Source organism: Streptomyces sp. NPDC096205, from assembly GCF_044763135.1.
GTDB lineage: Bacteria > Actinomycetota > Actinomycetes > Streptomycetales > Streptomycetaceae > Streptomyces.
Map to the genome: position 1 here is coordinate 36065 of NZ_JBIWFS010000013.1, position 16332 is coordinate 52396.

Annotated in this window: 20 protein-coding genes and 3 pseudogenes; 11 read left to right on the forward strand and 12 right to left on the reverse strand. The window is 68.6% G+C overall.

Features of this window, described 5'->3' with window-relative positions; translation table 11 throughout:
* Window positions 1-176: 176 nt before the first annotated feature.
* A pseudogene (locus ACIQ6Y_RS37280) lies at window positions 177-614 on the forward strand (alpha/beta hydrolase); the annotation flags it as partial.
* 146 nt (window positions 615-760) lie between these two features.
* Window positions 761-1411 (forward strand): transposase, encoded by a 651-nt coding sequence (locus tag ACIQ6Y_RS37285; RefSeq protein ID WP_404046741.1) that lies wholly within the window; start codon window positions 761-763, stop codon window positions 1409-1411.
* Between the two features lie 9 nt (window positions 1412-1420).
* On the opposite strand, the gene ACIQ6Y_RS37290 is transcribed toward ACIQ6Y_RS37285, so the two are convergent.
* Window positions 1421-1609 carry a hypothetical protein gene (locus ACIQ6Y_RS37290; protein WP_404046744.1) on the reverse strand — a complete coding sequence of 63 codons (189 nt, stop codon included), beginning with the start codon at window positions 1607-1609 and terminating at the stop codon, window positions 1421-1423.
* Between the two features lie 130 nt (window positions 1610-1739).
* Here ACIQ6Y_RS37290 and ACIQ6Y_RS37295 point away from each other — a divergent pair, with 130 nt between their 5' ends.
* The 3 genes from ACIQ6Y_RS37295 to nrtS all read left to right on the forward strand — a co-directional run bounded on the left by ACIQ6Y_RS37295 (window position 1740) and on the right by nrtS (window position 3157).
* Entirely contained in the window at window positions 1740-2207 is a 468-nt protein-coding gene (locus tag ACIQ6Y_RS37295) for a tetratricopeptide repeat protein (RefSeq protein WP_404047004.1), read from the forward strand.
* Between the two features lie 98 nt (window positions 2208-2305).
* Entirely contained in the window at window positions 2306-2881 is a 576-nt protein-coding gene (locus ACIQ6Y_RS37300) for a DUF1326 domain-containing protein (protein ID WP_404046746.1), read from the forward strand.
* Between the two features lie 12 nt (window positions 2882-2893).
* Window positions 2894-3157, forward strand: coding sequence for a nitrate/nitrite transporter NrtS (gene nrtS / locus ACIQ6Y_RS37305; RefSeq protein ID WP_404046748.1), 264 nt, complete (start codon window positions 2894-2896; stop codon window positions 3155-3157).
* A gap of 1 nt (window position 3158) precedes the next feature.
* On the opposite strand, the gene ACIQ6Y_RS37310 is transcribed toward nrtS, so the two are convergent.
* The 3 genes from ACIQ6Y_RS37310 to ACIQ6Y_RS37320 all read right to left on the reverse strand — a co-directional run bounded on the left by ACIQ6Y_RS37310 (window position 3159) and on the right by ACIQ6Y_RS37320 (window position 5913).
* A complete protein-coding gene (locus ACIQ6Y_RS37310) occupies window positions 3159-3995 on the reverse strand; it encodes a DUF2182 domain-containing protein (protein WP_404046750.1) in 837 nt (278 codons plus the stop codon).
* Window positions 3996-5082: 1087 nt separating this feature from the next.
* Window positions 5083-5412, reverse strand: coding sequence for a putative quinol monooxygenase (locus ACIQ6Y_RS37315; RefSeq protein ID WP_404046753.1), 330 nt, complete (start codon window positions 5410-5412; stop codon window positions 5083-5085).
* Window positions 5413-5460: 48 nt separating this feature from the next.
* Window positions 5461-5913 carry an IclR family transcriptional regulator gene (locus tag ACIQ6Y_RS37320; RefSeq protein ID WP_404046755.1) on the reverse strand — a complete coding sequence of 151 codons (453 nt, stop codon included), beginning with the start codon at window positions 5911-5913 and terminating at the stop codon, window positions 5461-5463.
* A gap of 165 nt (window positions 5914-6078) precedes the next feature.
* Between ACIQ6Y_RS37320 and ACIQ6Y_RS37325 the strand changes: the two genes are divergently transcribed.
* The 4 genes from ACIQ6Y_RS37325 to ACIQ6Y_RS37340 all read left to right on the forward strand — a co-directional run bounded on the left by ACIQ6Y_RS37325 (window position 6079) and on the right by ACIQ6Y_RS37340 (window position 9043).
* Entirely contained in the window at window positions 6079-6510 is a 432-nt protein-coding gene (locus ACIQ6Y_RS37325) for an alkaline phosphatase family protein (RefSeq protein WP_404046758.1), read from the forward strand.
* Window positions 6399-7169, forward strand: a complete 771-nt coding sequence (locus ACIQ6Y_RS37330) for a phospholipase domain-containing protein (RefSeq protein ID WP_404046761.1) — start codon at window positions 6399-6401, stop codon at window positions 7167-7169. The genes ACIQ6Y_RS37325 and ACIQ6Y_RS37330 overlap by 112 nt, the downstream gene beginning before the upstream one ends.
* A 10-nt stretch (window positions 7170-7179) precedes the next feature.
* The gene (locus tag ACIQ6Y_RS37335) at window positions 7180-7506 is read left to right on the forward strand and encodes a phospholipase domain-containing protein (RefSeq protein WP_404046763.1); all 327 of its coding nucleotides are present in this window, start codon (window positions 7180-7182) and stop codon (window positions 7504-7506) included.
* Between the two features lie 991 nt (window positions 7507-8497).
* Window positions 8498-9043 (forward strand): EF-hand domain-containing protein, encoded by a 546-nt coding sequence (locus ACIQ6Y_RS37340; protein WP_404046765.1) that lies wholly within the window; start codon window positions 8498-8500, stop codon window positions 9041-9043.
* 488 nt (window positions 9044-9531) lie between these two features.
* On the opposite strand, the gene ACIQ6Y_RS37345 is transcribed toward ACIQ6Y_RS37340, so the two are convergent.
* The 7 genes and pseudogenes from ACIQ6Y_RS37345 to ACIQ6Y_RS37375 form a co-directional block, all read right to left on the reverse strand.
* Window positions 9532-9705, reverse strand: coding sequence for a hypothetical protein (locus ACIQ6Y_RS37345; protein ID WP_404046767.1), 174 nt, complete (start codon window positions 9703-9705; stop codon window positions 9532-9534).
* Window positions 9706-9737: 32 nt separating this feature from the next.
* Window positions 9738-10283, reverse strand: a complete 546-nt coding sequence (locus ACIQ6Y_RS37350; RefSeq protein WP_404046770.1) for a hypothetical protein — start codon at window positions 10281-10283, stop codon at window positions 9738-9740.
* Window positions 10283-10408 carry a hypothetical protein gene (locus tag ACIQ6Y_RS37355; RefSeq protein WP_404046772.1) on the reverse strand — a complete coding sequence of 42 codons (126 nt, stop codon included), beginning with the start codon at window positions 10406-10408 and terminating at the stop codon, window positions 10283-10285. The genes ACIQ6Y_RS37350 and ACIQ6Y_RS37355 overlap by 1 nt, the downstream gene beginning before the upstream one ends.
* A gap of 112 nt (window positions 10409-10520) precedes the next feature.
* Window positions 10521-11114, reverse strand: coding sequence for a hypothetical protein (locus ACIQ6Y_RS37360; protein WP_404046775.1), 594 nt, complete (start codon window positions 11112-11114; stop codon window positions 10521-10523).
* Window positions 11111-11590, reverse strand: coding sequence for a hypothetical protein (locus tag ACIQ6Y_RS37365; protein ID WP_404046778.1), 480 nt, complete (start codon window positions 11588-11590; stop codon window positions 11111-11113). Before ACIQ6Y_RS37365 ends, ACIQ6Y_RS37360 begins: the two co-directional genes overlap by 4 nt.
* 434 nt (window positions 11591-12024) lie before the next feature.
* Window positions 12025-12790 (reverse strand): annotated as a pseudogene (locus tag ACIQ6Y_RS37370) (transposase).
* 49 nt (window positions 12791-12839) lie between these two features.
* Window positions 12840-13193 (reverse strand): hypothetical protein, encoded by a 354-nt coding sequence (locus tag ACIQ6Y_RS37375; RefSeq protein ID WP_404046781.1) that lies wholly within the window; start codon window positions 13191-13193, stop codon window positions 12840-12842.
* Window positions 13194-13542: 349 nt separating this feature from the next.
* On the opposite strand from ACIQ6Y_RS37375, the pseudogene ACIQ6Y_RS37380 reads away from it, so the two are divergent.
* Window positions 13543-14067: pseudogene (locus tag ACIQ6Y_RS37380) on the forward strand (multiprotein-bridging factor 1 family protein); the annotation flags it as partial.
* Window positions 14068-14074: 7 nt separating this feature from the next.
* Here ACIQ6Y_RS37380 and ACIQ6Y_RS37385 read toward each other — a convergent pair.
* The gene (locus ACIQ6Y_RS37385) at window positions 14075-14830 is read right to left on the reverse strand and encodes a class I SAM-dependent methyltransferase (RefSeq protein ID WP_404047007.1); all 756 of its coding nucleotides are present in this window, start codon (window positions 14828-14830) and stop codon (window positions 14075-14077) included.
* Between the two features lie 994 nt (window positions 14831-15824).
* Between ACIQ6Y_RS37385 and ACIQ6Y_RS37390 the strand changes: the two genes are divergently transcribed.
* Window positions 15825-16316: a hypothetical protein gene (locus ACIQ6Y_RS37390; protein ID WP_404046784.1), complete on the forward strand. Its 492-nt coding sequence runs from the start codon at window positions 15825-15827 to the stop codon at window positions 16314-16316.
* Window positions 16317-16332 lie beyond the last annotated feature (16 nt).

Consider the following 16332-nt stretch of genomic DNA (forward strand, 5'->3'; position numbering starts at 1 on the left):
TCCGCGAAAACCTTTGGTGGACCACGGCGAGCATTGCTACCTTGCCGGAGGCCGTGCGAGAGAACGAGGAGGTGGTACCCGTGAGCGTATTCACATGGGTGCTCTCCTCCGGGTTCACGGTCGGGCGACAGGTCGTCCGGGAGCGCCGTTTCTGAGCCCTCCCGAAAGGCACGACCATGCACGTCACTTCTGAACGGCGCCTCGATGGCGGCGTTCTCGAGCGCGAATTCACCCTCGGCGAGATCCCCGGCATCCTGTGGTCACCAGAGTCCGCGTCCGCACCGGTCCCGCTGATCCTGCTCGGCCACCCTCCCCTCGGGCTGCGCAAGATGTACCCCCGGCTGACGGCCCGGGCGAAGCACGCCGCGGCGGAGGGCTTTGCCACGGCCACCATCGAGCTCCCCGGCAGCGGTGAGCGGCCCCGTTGGGCCGCCGTCGAGCAGGCCCGCACGGACCTACGCCGGGCTATGGAGGCCGGCGAGCCGGTCATCGACGAGATCATCGACGCCCTCGTCCTCCCCCTGGTCGACAAGGCGGTCCCGGAATGGCAGGCCGCCCTGGACGCCCTTCTCTCGCTGCCGGAAATCGGCGGGCCGGTCGGGTACTCGGGAGGGAACCACAGCAGGCGTCGAAGCCACCCGCATCGTCGCCGTGGCCGGCAGGGCACCGATTCGCCGAGCGGACTCGCGCCAAGCACGCCACCGTCCACGCGCTCCTGGCCGCCGGCCACAGCAAGCGGTCCATCGCCCGGCAGCTCGGCATGGGCCTCAACAGCGTCCTTCGATTTTCCCGCGCCACCCAGCCGGAGCAGCTGTTCACCGGCCAGTGGCAAAGCCGCCCCACCAAGCTCGACGCTTTCAAGCTCTTCCTCGACCAGCGATGGCAGGAGGGCTGCACCAACGCCTGGAAACTGTGGGAGGAGATCAAGGCACAGGGTTATCCGGACGGCTACGGCAATGTTCGCGCCTACGTGAGCCGGAATCTACGGGGCAAGCCCCAGCCGGTCGGCCCCCGGCCGCCATCCGCCCGCGCCGTCACCCGCTGGATCCTCACCCACCCCGACGCCTTGGCCGAGAGCGACCGGGTCCAGCTCAAGGCCGTACTGGCCAACTGCCCTGAACTGGACACACTTGCCGGGCACGTGCGCTCCTTCGCCCATATGCTCACTCAGTTACAAGGCCATCAACTGCCGGCATGGATCGAGGCCGCGACCAACGCCGACCTGCCCAGTCTCCAGCAATTCGCCCGGCACCTGGAGCGCGACCTCGACGCCGTCACCGCCGGACTCTCACAGCAGTGGAACTCCGGAGTCATCGAGGGGCATGTCAACCGGATCAAGATGCTGAAGCGCCAGATGTTCGGCCGTGCCGGCTTCGGACTCCTCCGCAAGCGCGTCCTGCTCTACTCCTGAAAAGGCTGCTCAGGACGCATCGTCGATCAGCCCGAAGCCCTCCGGGAACTCCTCCAGGAACTCGCGGCGAGCCGGGTTGTTCTCGGCGGCCGACATCTCCCCGACCAGCTCGAGAAGCTCCCGCCGCTGATCACCCGGCAGCGTGCTGACCACGTGGGCAACACCCTCCATGACCTTGACCGCGTCGTCCTGATCCATCTGCTCGTCCTCGCTACCGACGTTCCGGCAGGAGGGCGACCCGCAGCGGTCCCCGGCCATCGCCGCCCTCGATGCCGTTCTGTACGCGGGGCGCGCGTACTCGCAGGCGGGTCGTACCGGGGAAGCGATCATCCTTGGGGAGCAGGCCGTCACCGACGCCGAGCGGATATTGGGTCCCGACCACCGTGACACCTTGACGGCCCGCGGCAACCTGGCCGACTGCTACCTGGAGGCAGGGCGAACCGGGGAGGCGATCAGCCTTGCAGAGCAAGTCGTCACCGACTGCGAGGCGCTGTTGGGCGAGGACCATCCCGGCACCTTGACGACCCGCGCCAACCTGGTCCGTTGCACTGGAAGGCGGGTCGTACGGGGGAAGCGATCGCCCTTGGGGAGCAGGTCATCGCCCCCCGGCGATGGACAACGTGTGGCCGATCGCTCCACAGTTTCCTACCCCTTCGCCACAGGGTGCAGACCCCGGCGCTTTACCCCCGTGGGGTATCTCGGGCGACGGGGTGGGGAGGTCCCCGGCTCGATCCGGCGCGCCCGGACCTCTGTCACGAAACGCCGTTTACATGCCGATTTGACAGGTCTAGCGTGAAAGTACAGGACGACGCTCGCCGCCATCACCATCGGAAAAGGGGAGCCCTCATGTCATGGACGATATCCGGCACTTATGTGGCCGGTTGCTCTTGCGCGGTGTTGTGCAGCTGTCCGTACGACGGCCGGCCGCGGGACGCCAAGGGTGGGACCGAGTGCCTCGGCACCGCCGTCTTCCATGTGGCGAACGGGAATCTGGACGACCTGGACCTGTCCGACGTGGACTTCGCCTTCTACAACCACTTCCCCTCCAATCTGTCCTCCGGAAACTGGAAGGTCGGGCTCGTCGTGGACAGCACTGCCAGCGACGAACAGGCTGCGGCCCTGGAGCGCATCCTGTCCGGGCGGGAAGGCGGACCGTTCGGCCAGCTGTCCCAGTTCTACGGCGAGTACCTGGGCATGGAGCGGGCGAGCGTGTCCCTCACGGGCGGAGACAGTCCCGGCCTCACGGTCGAGGGCAGGACGGAACTCTCCTACCAGCCGCTCACCGGGCCCGACGGCAGCTCGACAAAGATCAAGAACGCCATGTTCGGGTTCGCGCCCGAATTCGAAGTCGGCACCACCACTGGCCGCTCCAATGCCTTCGGGCTGAGCTACGAGGCGTCGTACGGCGAGACCGCCGACTATGTCTTCAGCAGCGAGGAGACCGAAGAGGCCGCCCACGGGCGCGTCTGAGCGAGTACACGGATGAGCGCCGACGGGGCACCACGACTCCTGGCGACGGTGTTCTCGGCGGCCTCGTTGTGGAGGTGCGTACCGATCGCCCTCCTGGTGGGCACTCTGCTCTCACTGGTCAACCAGGGCGCGGTGATCGCGTCCGGCGACGCCACGGCCGCGACCTGGTGGCGGGTGCTGTTCAACTACCTGGTGCCGTTCTGCGTGTCCAGCGCGGGCTTCTTCGGCTGTCGGCGGGCCACCTGGCGGACAGCACGGTCCTCGGAGCCCAGGTGAGTCACATGCCGCCCATCGACGGCATCGACCCCTGCAGCCCGGGCAGCAGCCAGTCCTGGAACGGCGCGAGGACGGCCAGCACGAGAAACGCGACGCCCACGATCCGGCCGAGCAAGGGGCCACGGGACCACAGCTTCTCCACGAAGATCACCACGGCCAGTCCGGCCATCGCCGCCACGTTCATCACGCCGAGAGGAATCAGGACGACCATCAGTCCCGCGCAGCAGCCGACGCAGTAGGCGCCGTGATGGACGCCCACCCGAAGGTCGCGGGCCGGCTGCCGGAACCCGGCGTAGCGCACCAGGTGGCTCATGGGGTCGCGGCAGTGCCGCAGACAGACGTACTTGAGGGGGCCGAGCTGATACAGGCCTGCGAGCAGGAACGCCGCCGAGCCGATCCAGCGTCCGGCGGTCGGATGGTCGTCCACCAGGTTGCCGGTGAGGGCCAGGGCCGCGTAGGCGAGCAGTCCGAAGGCGGTCCACACCAGCAGATACCCGCCCACGAACTCGACGGTGCGCGCGGTTCGCGTCCAGCCGGAGGACTGCCGGCCGATCCCTCGCACCCACGTGATGGCCACCGGCGCCATGGACGGCAGCATCATGGCTGCCATCATCGTCACCCACAGCAGCAGGAACAGGGGCAGCGCCATCCCCATCGTGCCGGGCTCGACCCCCATGTCCCGGGCCTGCCCGATCGTCAGCGCCCAGGCAGGCACCGCGATCAGGACGACCAGGAGCCAGGCGGCCGCGAGATCCCGAGCCGGCAGCAAGCCTCCGCCCTCTCCGGTCGGCGTGGGCGACCCGGCGGAAGCGAAGGCGGAAGTCCGGCTGTGGCGCATCGGCGTGTCCTCCTGCGGATGGTTCCAGGACAGCACGCATTCCACTGCGGCGCGACCCTGCACAGCGCGGCGGGGCTCGCGCATGGACGGAGCGGTTGTCCGTCCACCCCATGGGCCCGCCCGGCCTGTGATCCATATGAGCCGCTGCATCCAGTCGATGTCCTCGTCCGCAGCAACGACCAAGCTCGCTGTGAGCGACCGCCAACACCGGCCGCTTGACCCCCTCGGCGTCCCGCGCCGTACGCGTGCCGTGCGCGGGGCGCCGTGCCTGCTGCTGAGCAGGTCGGTCAGATCCTGCGGTTCCAGGTCGCTGGGCAGGTACATCTAGCCATCTCCCGGCCCAGTTATGCCAGGAGGCCGCTGGCGGTTGCTTGCGTGAGCTCCATGGCGGGCAGCGAAGCGCACCGCACTGACAAGGACGTGCTCACCGACGATGTGGGGTGGGGGATCGGCGACCGCGCGGACGTCACAGCGGGTGGTCCGACCCGCGAAGCACGCTCCGCCGCGGGGACGCGGAGACCTACGTCTACACCGAGACGACGCTGCCGGTCCCGGCAGCGTCGTCCACGCCTGTTTCCGTCCCGCGGCGGCCGACCAGGACCCAGAGTGCTGCGACGCCCGCGTTGGCGCGGCGCCGGGCGGGACGAGGCGGTCGTACACGCGCCCTCAAGGCCACTGACAGAGCGACTGGACGCGGCGGTGGGTGATCAGGGAGACGGCGAGCGAGTACAAGGAACGCATTGCGGATGTCAACCGGGCGGAAGGCGCCCAGGCCGTTGCCGTGTGGCTGTCCTCGTTCAGCGATCGCGTGCCGTGCCCCGTGCTGGCGCAGAAGGCGGCGGTGCTCGACCGCAGCTCCCTCATCAGGGTGGCGTGCAGCTGGTCCTGCACGCCTGCCTCGTTCCGGCCGACAGGCGCTGTGCGGGACGAACTGAACCTCGCAGGATGGCTGCCGGCCGGCCCCGGCGGCCGGCCCTTCACCTGCTTCGGTGCCTGTCCGGGCAGTAAGGGCTTGATCAGCGACCAGGGTCATCGGACCACCGACATGCGAGCTCGGCTGCCGCGCCTCACCGTGGCCAGGAGCCGCCTACATCTGCGGCGCGAGCTCTGCCATGGGGCCCCAGCCGTGCTGGTCGGGAATGGTGACATTGATGATCTCGGGTGTCTCCGCGATGGCGGTGGCCATGGTGGCCAGCCCGGCAGTGAAGTGGTCGGACTGTACGTGGGCGGCTGCGGCGTCGTCGTCTGCGAACGCCTCCAGAAGCGTGAACTTGTTCGGGTCGTCGACACTGCGAGACCAGTCGAAGAAGAGGTTGCCCGGTTCGGCACGGGTCGCCTCGGTGAAGGGGCCCACGAGGGACAGCCACTCGGCGGTGTGCTCAGGGCGGACCGTGAAGCGTACGGCGATGAAAATCATGGCTCCACCATGCGGCGTATGGCATCCAGCGGCCAGCCGTGGGCGGGCTCATCTCGACGCTGTCGGAAACGCCGCCGCGGCCTGCTTGAGGAGGGAACCGATCTCGTCCCGGCGGCGCCGGAAGTCAGTGAGGGGGAGGGACACGGACAAGGCGTGGTCCGGACGACGGGGCAGCGGCACGGCGAGACAGGTGAAAGCGGGGTCCGCCTCGCCGACCGAGACCGCGACACCCCGGTCCCGGACGCTCGCGAGCTCTGCCTCGAAGCGTTCCTCGTCGGTGATCGTCCGCTCTGTGAGGCGCGCCATCCCGTGGCCGGCAAAATAACGCCTCCGTTCGGTCCGAGAGAGCGAGGCGAGCAGGGCCTTGCCGTGGGCGGTGGCGTGGGCCCGCGCCTCGAGGCCGGTGGGGAAAGGGTGCTGGATGTCGGTCAGCGGCGTGGTGGTGTCGATGACAGTGATGCACCCGCCTCGGTATACGGAGAAGTACACCTCGGCGCCCACGGTCCTCCGCACGGGCGGCAGCAGGGCGGCAAGCGCGGTCCCGGCGCCCAGGTGTCGCTGGAAAGACCGGTGCAGGGAGGGGACCCGCGGCCCAGGCGCGTACCCTTCCGGCCCCCGGCTCAGATATCCGCGCGCTGTGAGCGGCCCCAGCACGCGTGGGGCTGGGTGGAGGGCAATGCCTGTATCGGCAACTACGGCGACAACTCGCTGCTTCACTTCAAGAACTATCAGCAGGCCAGGCCCGGCAGCCCTCTGTATGACAAGGCGCGCACCGGCACGCGGATCGTCGCGCGGGAAGAGAACGGCATGCCCGACATCGACGGCCTGTTCTCGATCCTGCCCAGGGACGTGAAACAGGGCACGCTGCCTCACGTTTCCTGGATCGCCGCTCCGGAGATCTTCAACGAGCACCCCTTCTACCCGGCCAACTACGGAGCCTGGTACGTCGCCGGCGTCATCAACGCCCTCACCGCGGATCCCCGGGTGTGGAGCAAAACGGCACTGATCATCACCTACGACGAGAACGGCGGGTTCTTCGACCACGTCCCCACCGCCCTACCCCCCCGGAGAACGCCCGGCAGGGCAAGTCCACGGTAAGTGTCGCCGAGGAGCACTACCACGGGCCCAAGGGCGAGCCTGGCCCCTATGGGCTCGGACCGCGCGTGCCCACCTTCGTCGTCCCACCGTGGAGCCGTGGCGGCTGGGTATGCTCTGAGATCTTCGACCACACTTCGCTGATCCGTTTCATCGAGCGACGCTTCGGCGTGCGGGAGGAGCAGATCACCGCTTGGCGGCGCACGGTGTGCGGCGACTTGACCTCAGCCTTCGACTTCGCCCAGCGCAACAACGACATGCCGCCCCTGCCCAGCACTCACGGCTACCGGCCCCCTCGCTGCGAGGAAGAGTCGGTCGAGTACCCGCTGCCCGACGGCCAACAGCTGCCGCAGCAGGAAAAGGGACTGCGCCGGGCGCGTCCGCTGCCCTACGACCTGGCCGCCGACGCCCGAGTGGAAGACGGCCGGTTCCACATCGACTTCCTCAACGACGGCGACACCGGAGCGGTGTTCCACGTCGCCTCCCACAGCGGCACCTACGGGCCTTGGACCTACACCCTGGCCGAACATACCCAGCTCACCGACAGCTGGCGGACGGACGACGGCAACGACATGACCGTCCACGGTCCCAACGGCTTCTGGCCGCCAGTTCACCGTACCGGCACAGCAGCCCGCCTTGCAGATCACAGCCCGCAATGGTGAACACGGCCTTGTGCTCGAGTTCTTCAACCACGGCAACGACACCGTGCACGTCGCCGTCACCGATGCCTACCAGGACCGCACGATCCATCGGCGGGTACCCGCCGGCCGGTCCCTCACCCTCCCCGCGCCTTGCGCCGACCAGCACCACTGGTACGACCTCACCCTCACCAGCCAGGACATGCCGGGCTTCCGCCACCGCTTGTGCGGCCATGTCGAGACCGGCCGACACAGCACCAGCGACCCCGCCTTCGGCAGCGCCGCCGCCCCCGGACACGCTGACATGGCCACACCTCACGTCCCCGGGCCCGCCCGGACAGATGACCAAGCGGTCCGCTGACCGCATCGCTGCGCCACCGTCAGCGCCCTGCCGGGACGAGGCTGCCAAACGGATGTCTGCCTGACAGCCCGCCGCTGACCCCGCGCTCGGGTCGCGCCCGCACCCTGTTCCTCTGCACACAGCTCCGTACGACAAGGTCCACACCGCCGTGCTGCGCTGCAGTGGGCCGCGGCCGCCGGGGCCCGGCGTCAGCTGCCGCTCCTACTACTCCGGCGACACCCTGACCACAGATCCGACCATGGGCCCAACCACGGCACCGGCCGCCCCGAAGCCGCTCAGCGGGAGGCGCGGCGGCCGGCCTGCGCGGACTGCGGGCAGAAGTTCACCGACGCCAGGTGGGAGGCGATCGGCTCCACCCGGGACTGGAGCAAGCGCCAGTCGCACCCGCACCTGTGCGAGGACTGCCAGGACCGGGCCGTCGCAGCCGAGGCGCAGGCCGAAGCCGACGAACGCGAGCGCCAGGAGCAGGGGCGCCTGCGCCGGGAGGCAGAGGAACAGGCCGCCGCGCAGAAGGCCGGCGGCTGGCGCTGGAGTCGGCGAGCAGGTGCCTGCGCTCTCACCGTTGATGCGTAACACCGGGGGCCGTGGGCGCTCCGGTCGCTCACGGGCGGTTTCACCATCGACGTGATGCTGCGAGGGCAGTGCCGACCAATGTCCGTACGGTCGTGCTGCGCCCCCACACCTCTCGATGCCGGCGGGATGACGCCACGTTGACACCGCACCCGTACCTTGAGACGTATCCGGCCGCCTCAGCTGGCAGCCGACAGGCTGTACCGAGGGGCACCGAAACATCGACCTCCTTTGTTCCGCCGGCTGGGGCTCAGGGGAGAAGCTGCACGTCAGGCTCCTCCAGCCGGAGCCGGAGCCGGAGCCGGAGCCGGAGCTGGTGGTGGAGGTGGGAGTCGACGTCGCCCGGACGCCGGCGGCAGGTGGCACCACCCGTTAGAAACCGGCGGCGGCCCCGTCAGCCGGACGAACGGAGATCTCCGCAATGACCGAGCACAGGCAGCCGCATGCGCACCGGATCGCAAACGACTTCGAGCTCTGGGACATGGACGGCGACGGCCGTGTCACCCGAGACGACTGGGAGGCCAGGTCCAAGCGTCTCGTGCAGACGTTCGCCGCGGAGCCCGGTTCGTCGTACGAGCGCGACCTCACCACCGCTTACCTAGGAATCTGGAGCTTCCTCGCTGGCAAGGCCGGGATCGACGACCACACCGGCCAGCTGAGCTTTGACGCTTTTTACCGCGTCGTCGATGACTACATCCTCAACGGCGACGACAAGGGCTTCGACAAGGCCGCCAAGTCAATTCTTGAGGTCGTCACCCACGCCGTGGACTGGGCGGGCAACGGAAGCCAGCTGACCTTCATGGAGTTCTCCTACTGGCCAGCCATCGACTTCGACAAGAACGACGCGAAGGATCTCTTCGGCCAGTTCGACACCGACGGCGACGGTGTGCTCACCGCCGACGATGTGGTTAACACAGTCCGTTCCTACTACGCGGGCGAGCTCTCCGTGCACATGCTCTGGAGCTGAGCCCCACGGGCCCACCATGCGCGCCGGGACCATGCTCCGCGTGAAGGGAAGCGCCGCACCGTGGCTGCCGGGAGCCTTCGCCGGCCCCCGGACCCCCCGCTCTCCCCGCCGCCCGGCGCGGACAGCGCTCCCGTGGCGCGGGTGCGTGCGCGCGCCGGGCCCGCCAGCGCTGTCTACGCCGCCTCCTGCCGTACCTGCGGCGGCTCGTACCCGCGTCGTATTTGACCTTCAGCTTCTTCGCCAGTCGCACTCTCGCCTCTCCCAGCACCCGTACGCGCGGGGGCGGCCAGCCCGGTGTCCGTTGCGTGGTTCGCGGCGCGTTCTGCATGCGATGGTCCTTGGGCGTCTGGATACGAAGAAGGGGGAGAGGGGTACGGGCTGCAGCCGAGCGGGCTTCCCGCGCCTAGGGCGCGGACAGCGTCCTGCGGGCGGAGCCGGCACCACCCCGGCCGAGGGCTTGTGCCGTGCTCGTCGGCGTCCCGCGGTTGTCACCCGTCGAGGAACACGGTGCCTTCTGCCTTCGCCTGCCAGGGCGGGTCAGGTTGGTGTAGCGGGGTGTCGGGCGCGGCCGCGGACGTCCCGGAGTCTGTGACGTCGTGGTGGACGGTCACGCCGACGAGCGTCCAGGCGGCGATGTGGCCGGCTGCGAGCAAGCGGGTCACGGCCGAGCCCGTCGGATCTAAGCGGGGGAGCCTCACTCGGGTGCCTCGCCCTGCTTCTCCGCGTCCTTCACACGCGCTTGGAGCACCGCATGCAGGCGGCCTGCGTCGACGTACCAGAGGCTGCCCCCGTCTAGGGGATGCAGCCAGTAGGCGCCGGGCGGCGAGACCCTGCCCAGGTGGGGCACACCCACGTGACGGACGTACGGCTGTGTTCCCCCCAGGCATTCCATGCCCGCAGCAGCCAAGTCCCGCCCCCAGACCCGATCTGTACCAGGCGGCACCAGGAAGTACGCGAACGGGCGGTACGGATCGCAGAACACGGGGCCGACGATCCCGAGCCCGGCCAGCAGGTGGCGCAGGGCGTCGGGGGTCGTACCACCGTCGAAGCCAGGGTGGAGGACGTTGTACGGCACGCGTACCGCATCGCACCGGACCCCGGCGGTCAGCAGCGCCACACCGTGCGCGCTCGCCCACTCCGCCTCGGTCGTCGGCTGATACGGCGCCGCATCCAGCAGCCAGCTCTCCGCAGCCGCCCGCTTCCCGCGGTCCGCGCCGAACAGCATGGCGTCGACGCGCATCACGCCGCCCCCTCGGCGATCGTCTCGAGGCCTGCTCTTCCTCCGGTGCCGGGCAGCGCGAGCACATACGAGGCGGCGCGCAGCGGACGGCGGGCGTGGTGCATGGGTCTGAGAGCTGTGAACACGTTGATTCCCTGGGAGATCAGGCCGGCCGGCGAGAGAAGCCAGGCGGCGAAATGTCGTGACCGCCTACGGCGCCATGCCCGGGGAGTGGTGGGGCGGCAGCGCACGCGGAGTTCAGGCGATCGTGCCGAGCACAGATGCAAGGAGCGTCTCGTGCCGTGCGGGGCCAGGCTGGAACTGGTCGAGGAGCTGGCGCAGCGCGGTGGGCGGGACGAGCCGGTCACCGCGGAAGGGGCGCAGCCAGTACGGGCCGGGCGGCTCGGTCGTCGTCACCGCAGGCAGCGCCATGTGGTTCGGACGGCCCAGACACAGGGCGTGGCGGTGCGGTGCCCACTGCTCGCTGGTGCCGGGCGGCACGAGCCAGATGAGCCCCGAGCGATGCGGGGGCTCGATCACGGGTCCGCATGTGTCGGGCTGCTCGCCGCCGGTGTGCTGGATGCCGTCCATGACCGCGACGGCGGCGTGGGCTTGCGAGCCGCTTGCGGTGACGACGACGTCGAACAGGTGCCCGCCGAGGGGGAGCTGGAGCACGTCCTGCTGCTGGAGCGCCATGAGGCTGCGGACGCGGGCGGCGAGGTCGGCCATGTCGGGGGCGACGTGCTGTGGGTCGACGCTGGCGGTGGTGAGTGTGAAGCCGACCGGGGCCGGGGCCGGCAGCAGCCGGTCGGGGGTGACGTGGCAGCGGTGTAACTGCTCGGTGAGGCTCACGCCTGGTCGCCTTCGCCTGTCGGGTGCAGGATCGCGGTGACCGTCTTGCCCACCACGCGCCCGTCCTCGTCCCGCTTCACGTCCCACGACAGGTGGGCGCCGTAGTGCTGAACCCACCACAGGCCGCTGCCATGCGGGGGCGTGGAGGTGGCCATGTCGAAGTCGGCGAAGGCAGGGTCGGCGTCGTCGGCCTCGATGCGGAGCACTTCCGTCTCCGTATGCACCGTCAGCCGGAGGTCGATGCAGCCGTCGCTGAACGATTTGCCGTGATGGGCTGCGTTGTGCACGAGCTTGTCGCTGACCTGTCCGGCGGCATCCACGTCACCCGCCCAGCGGGCCATCGTGAGGCGGGGGCGTACACGGAGGCGGGCGTCGGGCCCGGCGGCCGCGTTCGCCAGCAGCTTGGTGCCCCACTGGTACCGCGGCATCTCCTCCGGCTCGTCCTGAAGAGCTAAAAGAACGACTGTGGCGCTCACAGGGTGTTGCTGACGTTCGTGGCGGGCGTCCGCGGGGGCGCCTGGGCGGTGCACTGCTGCGTTGGCGGGTTCACGGGGGACTCCCTGGTTTCCTGCGTTCAGTCATGTGTTGCCGGCGAAGTGGGCGATCGGGGACAGCTCCTACCGCATGGTTGAGCGGTGATGTGGTTGGCTCCCTCCCGGCCTGCATCGCGCAGGGGCCGCGGCAGGCGGTACCGGCGTGGTGGCCAGCATGCGGGTCTCCTCGCAAACCAGGTGTGATCAGGTGCTCACAGATTGGCCCTGTCTGTGCATCGTTCCGAGGGCTTTGACAGGACTCTTGGTGGCCCTAAAGCGGACTTTCATTGGCCTTCCAGAGTGATGCCTAAGGCCTGTCCCGCAATTGATCTCCGAGGAAGCCGATGCAGGGCGGCCTTCCGCCTGTGGCGAGTTCCCTATGCGGCTTGGAGAAGGTTATGCAGACGGGCGATACCGAGCATGGCGTGGTGAACACCGTCGCCCTTGAGGCGGCAGTCATGCAGGATCTTCCAGGTCTTCATCCGGGCGAAGACATGCTCGACACGGGCGCGGACCTGCTTGTGCCCACGGTTGTGTTCAGCCTGCCACTCGGTGAGCTCGCCGCCAGGCGGCCGGCGGTGCGCGATGACCAGGCCCGTGCCCGGGTAGCCGCCGTCGGCAATCGTGGTCGTCTTGCCGACGGCGGCCTTCGCGCCGGACTCCTCCCAGGCCTTGCAGTCGTTCCGGTTGCCCGGCACGGGTCGACCGACTGCCACGATCAGGCGGGTGTGCGCGTCGATCACGACTTGGTGGTTGGTCGAGTACCGATAGTTCTTCGACTGCTCGGCGACGGTATGGTCGCGGGTGGGACTAGGGTGCCGTCGACGATCAACACGGTGCCCTTGCCGAACCGTCGTCGAGGCTTGAGGGCCAGCAGCGGGCCGACGTGGTCGATGATCCGGTCGGCCGCTGACTTGGACACCCCAAGAGCAGTGCGAGCTGTCGCAGCGTCAGGTTTGTCCGCCAGTAGGCCGCGACGAGCAGCACCCGGTCCTCCAGCGGGAGGCTCCACGGCCGGCCCGGGCGCACAGCGTCTGCGCCTTCGCGGCGAAGCATGGCGATCAGCTTGCGGAAGTCGCGCGGGCTCAGCCCGGTGAACGGGGCTATCCAGGACGGCTCCGACGCCGTGATCACTCCAGCCACGTCGAGATCATTGCACCGGGCAGCTCTGCCTCACGTCGACGCCCAGAGGCTAACGGAACTCGTGTACCACCTGGATCTTGCCAACGATGTGGGAGTTGAACTCGTCCAGCTCCTCGGCGGGCACCCACAACTCAAGGATCGTCTGTCCCCCCACCTGTTGGACGGGGTACCGGCTCAGGAACTCCGACTCGACCTCGAAGCGAGTCACGAACCCGACGCCACTGTGCTTGACGTTCCAGTCCTTCGCGATCCTGACCGCGTAGTCCTCGTTGAGGACCGGATAGAAGATCGGCTGCTCGGGCAAGCGGGGCGGCCAGGCGCGCCAGTCCAGCTCCCGGACCAGGTCCAGCTCCTGGGGACCGGTGGGTCGCCACAGGGTCGTCGTCAATCGCTGGCTGGTCATCGGGATCGCTCTCTGCACTTGGTTGGCCACCGGTGCGGCTCATGGGACACCGGACGATACCGGCACCACGAGCGCACCGGCCACAGAGTTTCGGAGCGCAGCCTGCCGCTGACCAGCGGTTGCGGGACAAGCCTTAAAGGGTGTTGCAGAACAGGCTGTGAAGATCGCGCAATGCCTGGCACGGGAGATCAACGAGCGTCGCCAGTCGCCATGAAACTGGACAGAACGACTCGTGTGACGGACTAGATCATGGCGGGAAACGAGCGCTGATCCGGTTCTGCAACACCCTTTAGTCAGGATGAGGGCTTTGCGCGACACTTTCCGCAGTGCTCGACGCGGAGGTGCAGCGATGGCACGGCCGACAGGCAACGCTCGTCTCAAGGCCGCCCGCATGGCGGCTGGTTACCACTCGCAACAGGCTCTTGCCGAGGCGCTCAATGTGGGCGTTCGGCAGGTCCGCCGCTGGGAGTCGGAAACGCCCCCCTGGCCGCATCCCGAGGTGGCGCAGGCTCTCACGCGTCTCCTCGGCCAGGAGTTGGAAAGCCTCGGCTTCGCCCCGCCACATGGGAGTGCGCCCGACCACAGGCGGCGAACCGTGCTCGCCGCGACCGCAGCGGCCGTCGGCCTGGCCGCCGTCCCCACGAAAGCTGTCACCACGCAGCCGGCATCGGTCGCTGCCGACTACGAGGCGGTCACCCGGTCACATCGGCGGCTGTACTGGTCCGTCGCGCCGGCCACCCTGCACCCCGCTGCTCTGTCCCATGCAACCCTCGGCTGTGCACTGCTGTCCGAGACGGCGGGACAGACACGGCAGCGCGTCGCCGCGGCCCTCGCGGAGACGTATCTCCTAGCCGGGCGCATCCAGTTCTTCGACCCGGTGTCTATACCTTGCTCGCGACCACCATGTAGTTCTCGGCCTCAAGATCGAACGTGCTCAGTTCCGTCCGGAGTCCGACCCGGTGCAGCTCGACTTCGAGTTCCTCGTACCGGTAGGGCCAGCAGGACAGCAGTTCCGAGCGGACAAGAACCAGCCCAGTCGCATCAACTTGGGCGATCGCAATCTCGATGTGGTGCTCATCCTCCCAATGCGGCGCAATCTCCCAGCGGTAGACCACGACGGCATCGCGACCGTTCCGGCGGACGAGTCGGTCCCTGATCTCCAGCCGGGAACCTCTGGCCCTCACGAGTTCCCAGGTGCGGGATGTGAGCACCAAGCGCCCGCCGGGGCGAAGAAGCCGTGACATCGACTCGAGAGCAGCACCCCTGCCTGTCGCGCCCGCAGCATGGTGAAGCGAGTTGCCAACGCAGAACACCATGTCGAACGTGTCGTCCTCGAAATGATCGGGCAACTCTTCCCAGTTCGCCCGTACGGCCCGGACGCAGGCCCCGAACTCCTCAGACAGCTCTGCAGTCCGGCGAACCATCGCCTCGCTGGCGTCAGTTGCGACAACCTGCATGTCACGACCGGCGAGGCCAACCGCCAACTGTCCGGTTCCGCACGAACAGTCGAGGACGTGAGCGTTCGACGGCAGGAGACTGAGGACGTCATCGAACGACGCAGCGAACTCGGCGGGAGGCAACTTTGCATCCGAGATGAGCCATTCGTACACCTCGGCAAGCACGTCATATTCCGTCACAACCACTACCTCCGTCACACAGCAGACTCGCGGCGGGACGTCAGTCCATCAGAGGAGCAAGCCGGGCACCAATGGTTTTCGCAAGGACAACCCGCCCGCCCATGCCGCGGATAGCGCGAGCTGATCCGCTTGGTCATTCGCCGTGTTCGGCCCTTCGGAATTATCAATACGTCCGAACTTGATACCAGCGTGTCCAGTACGCGGATGAGGATGTCCGTCTTGCCGGTGTTGTTGAAGACCTCGCCGGCAGCTTGGCCCTCGAAGTGGCTGTTCAGTCCGATGAGAAGAAGATTCCGGATCTCCTCCTCTCTCATCTTGGCGCTCGTGCCCGGAGCCCGCTCCAGCGCGTTTCGCTGGTTTCGCAGCAATTCGATGTACACCTATCTCGCGCGTTCACTCGAATATCGCGAGCGGGTCCCCCTGATGAGCCCTGGTGTTGCTGAAACTCGCCGACATTTCTGCAGCCGAACAGCCTCAAGCGTTCCCCGAACTCACATCACGCGCTGCCGCTTCCAACCGACACAATCAGTCCTCCCAGTCCACGATGGGCATGGGCAGGCCGCGGAGCTGGGCACCCAGCTCGTAGATGAGCGCGGTCTCAGGGTGAGGCCGGCAGCAGCCGGGCCTCGACTGGTCGAAAGGTGTACTGGTGGGGGAGGAGGGGCCCGGGCGTGTGACGGTCGTCCGAGGCGGCGGCGATCCGAAGCGGCGGTCGGCCGAGGCGGGCCGGGTGGGGGAGAGCCAAGGGCCGGGCAGGGCCGCCGGCTGGCGCCGCCCTCCGCGCCGTCGGCACCGGCCCCGTCGACCCCGGCAGCCAGCGCTCCTGCCGTCTGTCTGCCGGAGGACGCCCTCTCGGTATCTCCGTGCTGTGACTGTGATGTGCGGAGAACTGCCCAGTGGGTAAGGGGCGTTGGGGATACTGCGACCTAGGGACGCATGAGCGGCGGGAGCGGTGCGAGCGGTACGGCCGCGGCTGCCGGGGGAGGAGCGGGGGGTGCGTTTCACACTCGATGTACAGGCGGCGAGCGGCGACCACGCCGGGGCCACGGACGAGTTGTACGACTGGCTGCGCCAGGATCCCGAACTGCGCGGCGTGGTGCGGCGCGACCTCGCGGACAGCGCGCCCGCGGGAGCGATGGGCGGCGTGTGGAGCGAGCTGCTGACCCTGCTGCTCGCCCCCGGCGGGCCCACCGCGGCGGCGGGCGCCGCTCTGGTCGTCTGGCTGCAGAACCGGCGGAGCAATGTGACCGTCACCATCAACCGGCCGGACGGCACCCAGATGGTGGTCGCCTCCGAGAAGGTCCGGCCGCTGACCGCGGAGGGCACCAGCGAGCTGGCCCAGCGGGTGGCGGAGGCCCTGAGGGAGCCCTCGGCCCGGGAGACGGACGAGCGGGCACCGACCGAAGACCACCCGACCGGAGAGGATCCGGCCGGAGAGTACCCGGCCGACGAAGACGGCTCCCGCCGGGCCGAGGGGGCACGCTGACCATGCCGTTAGGGCG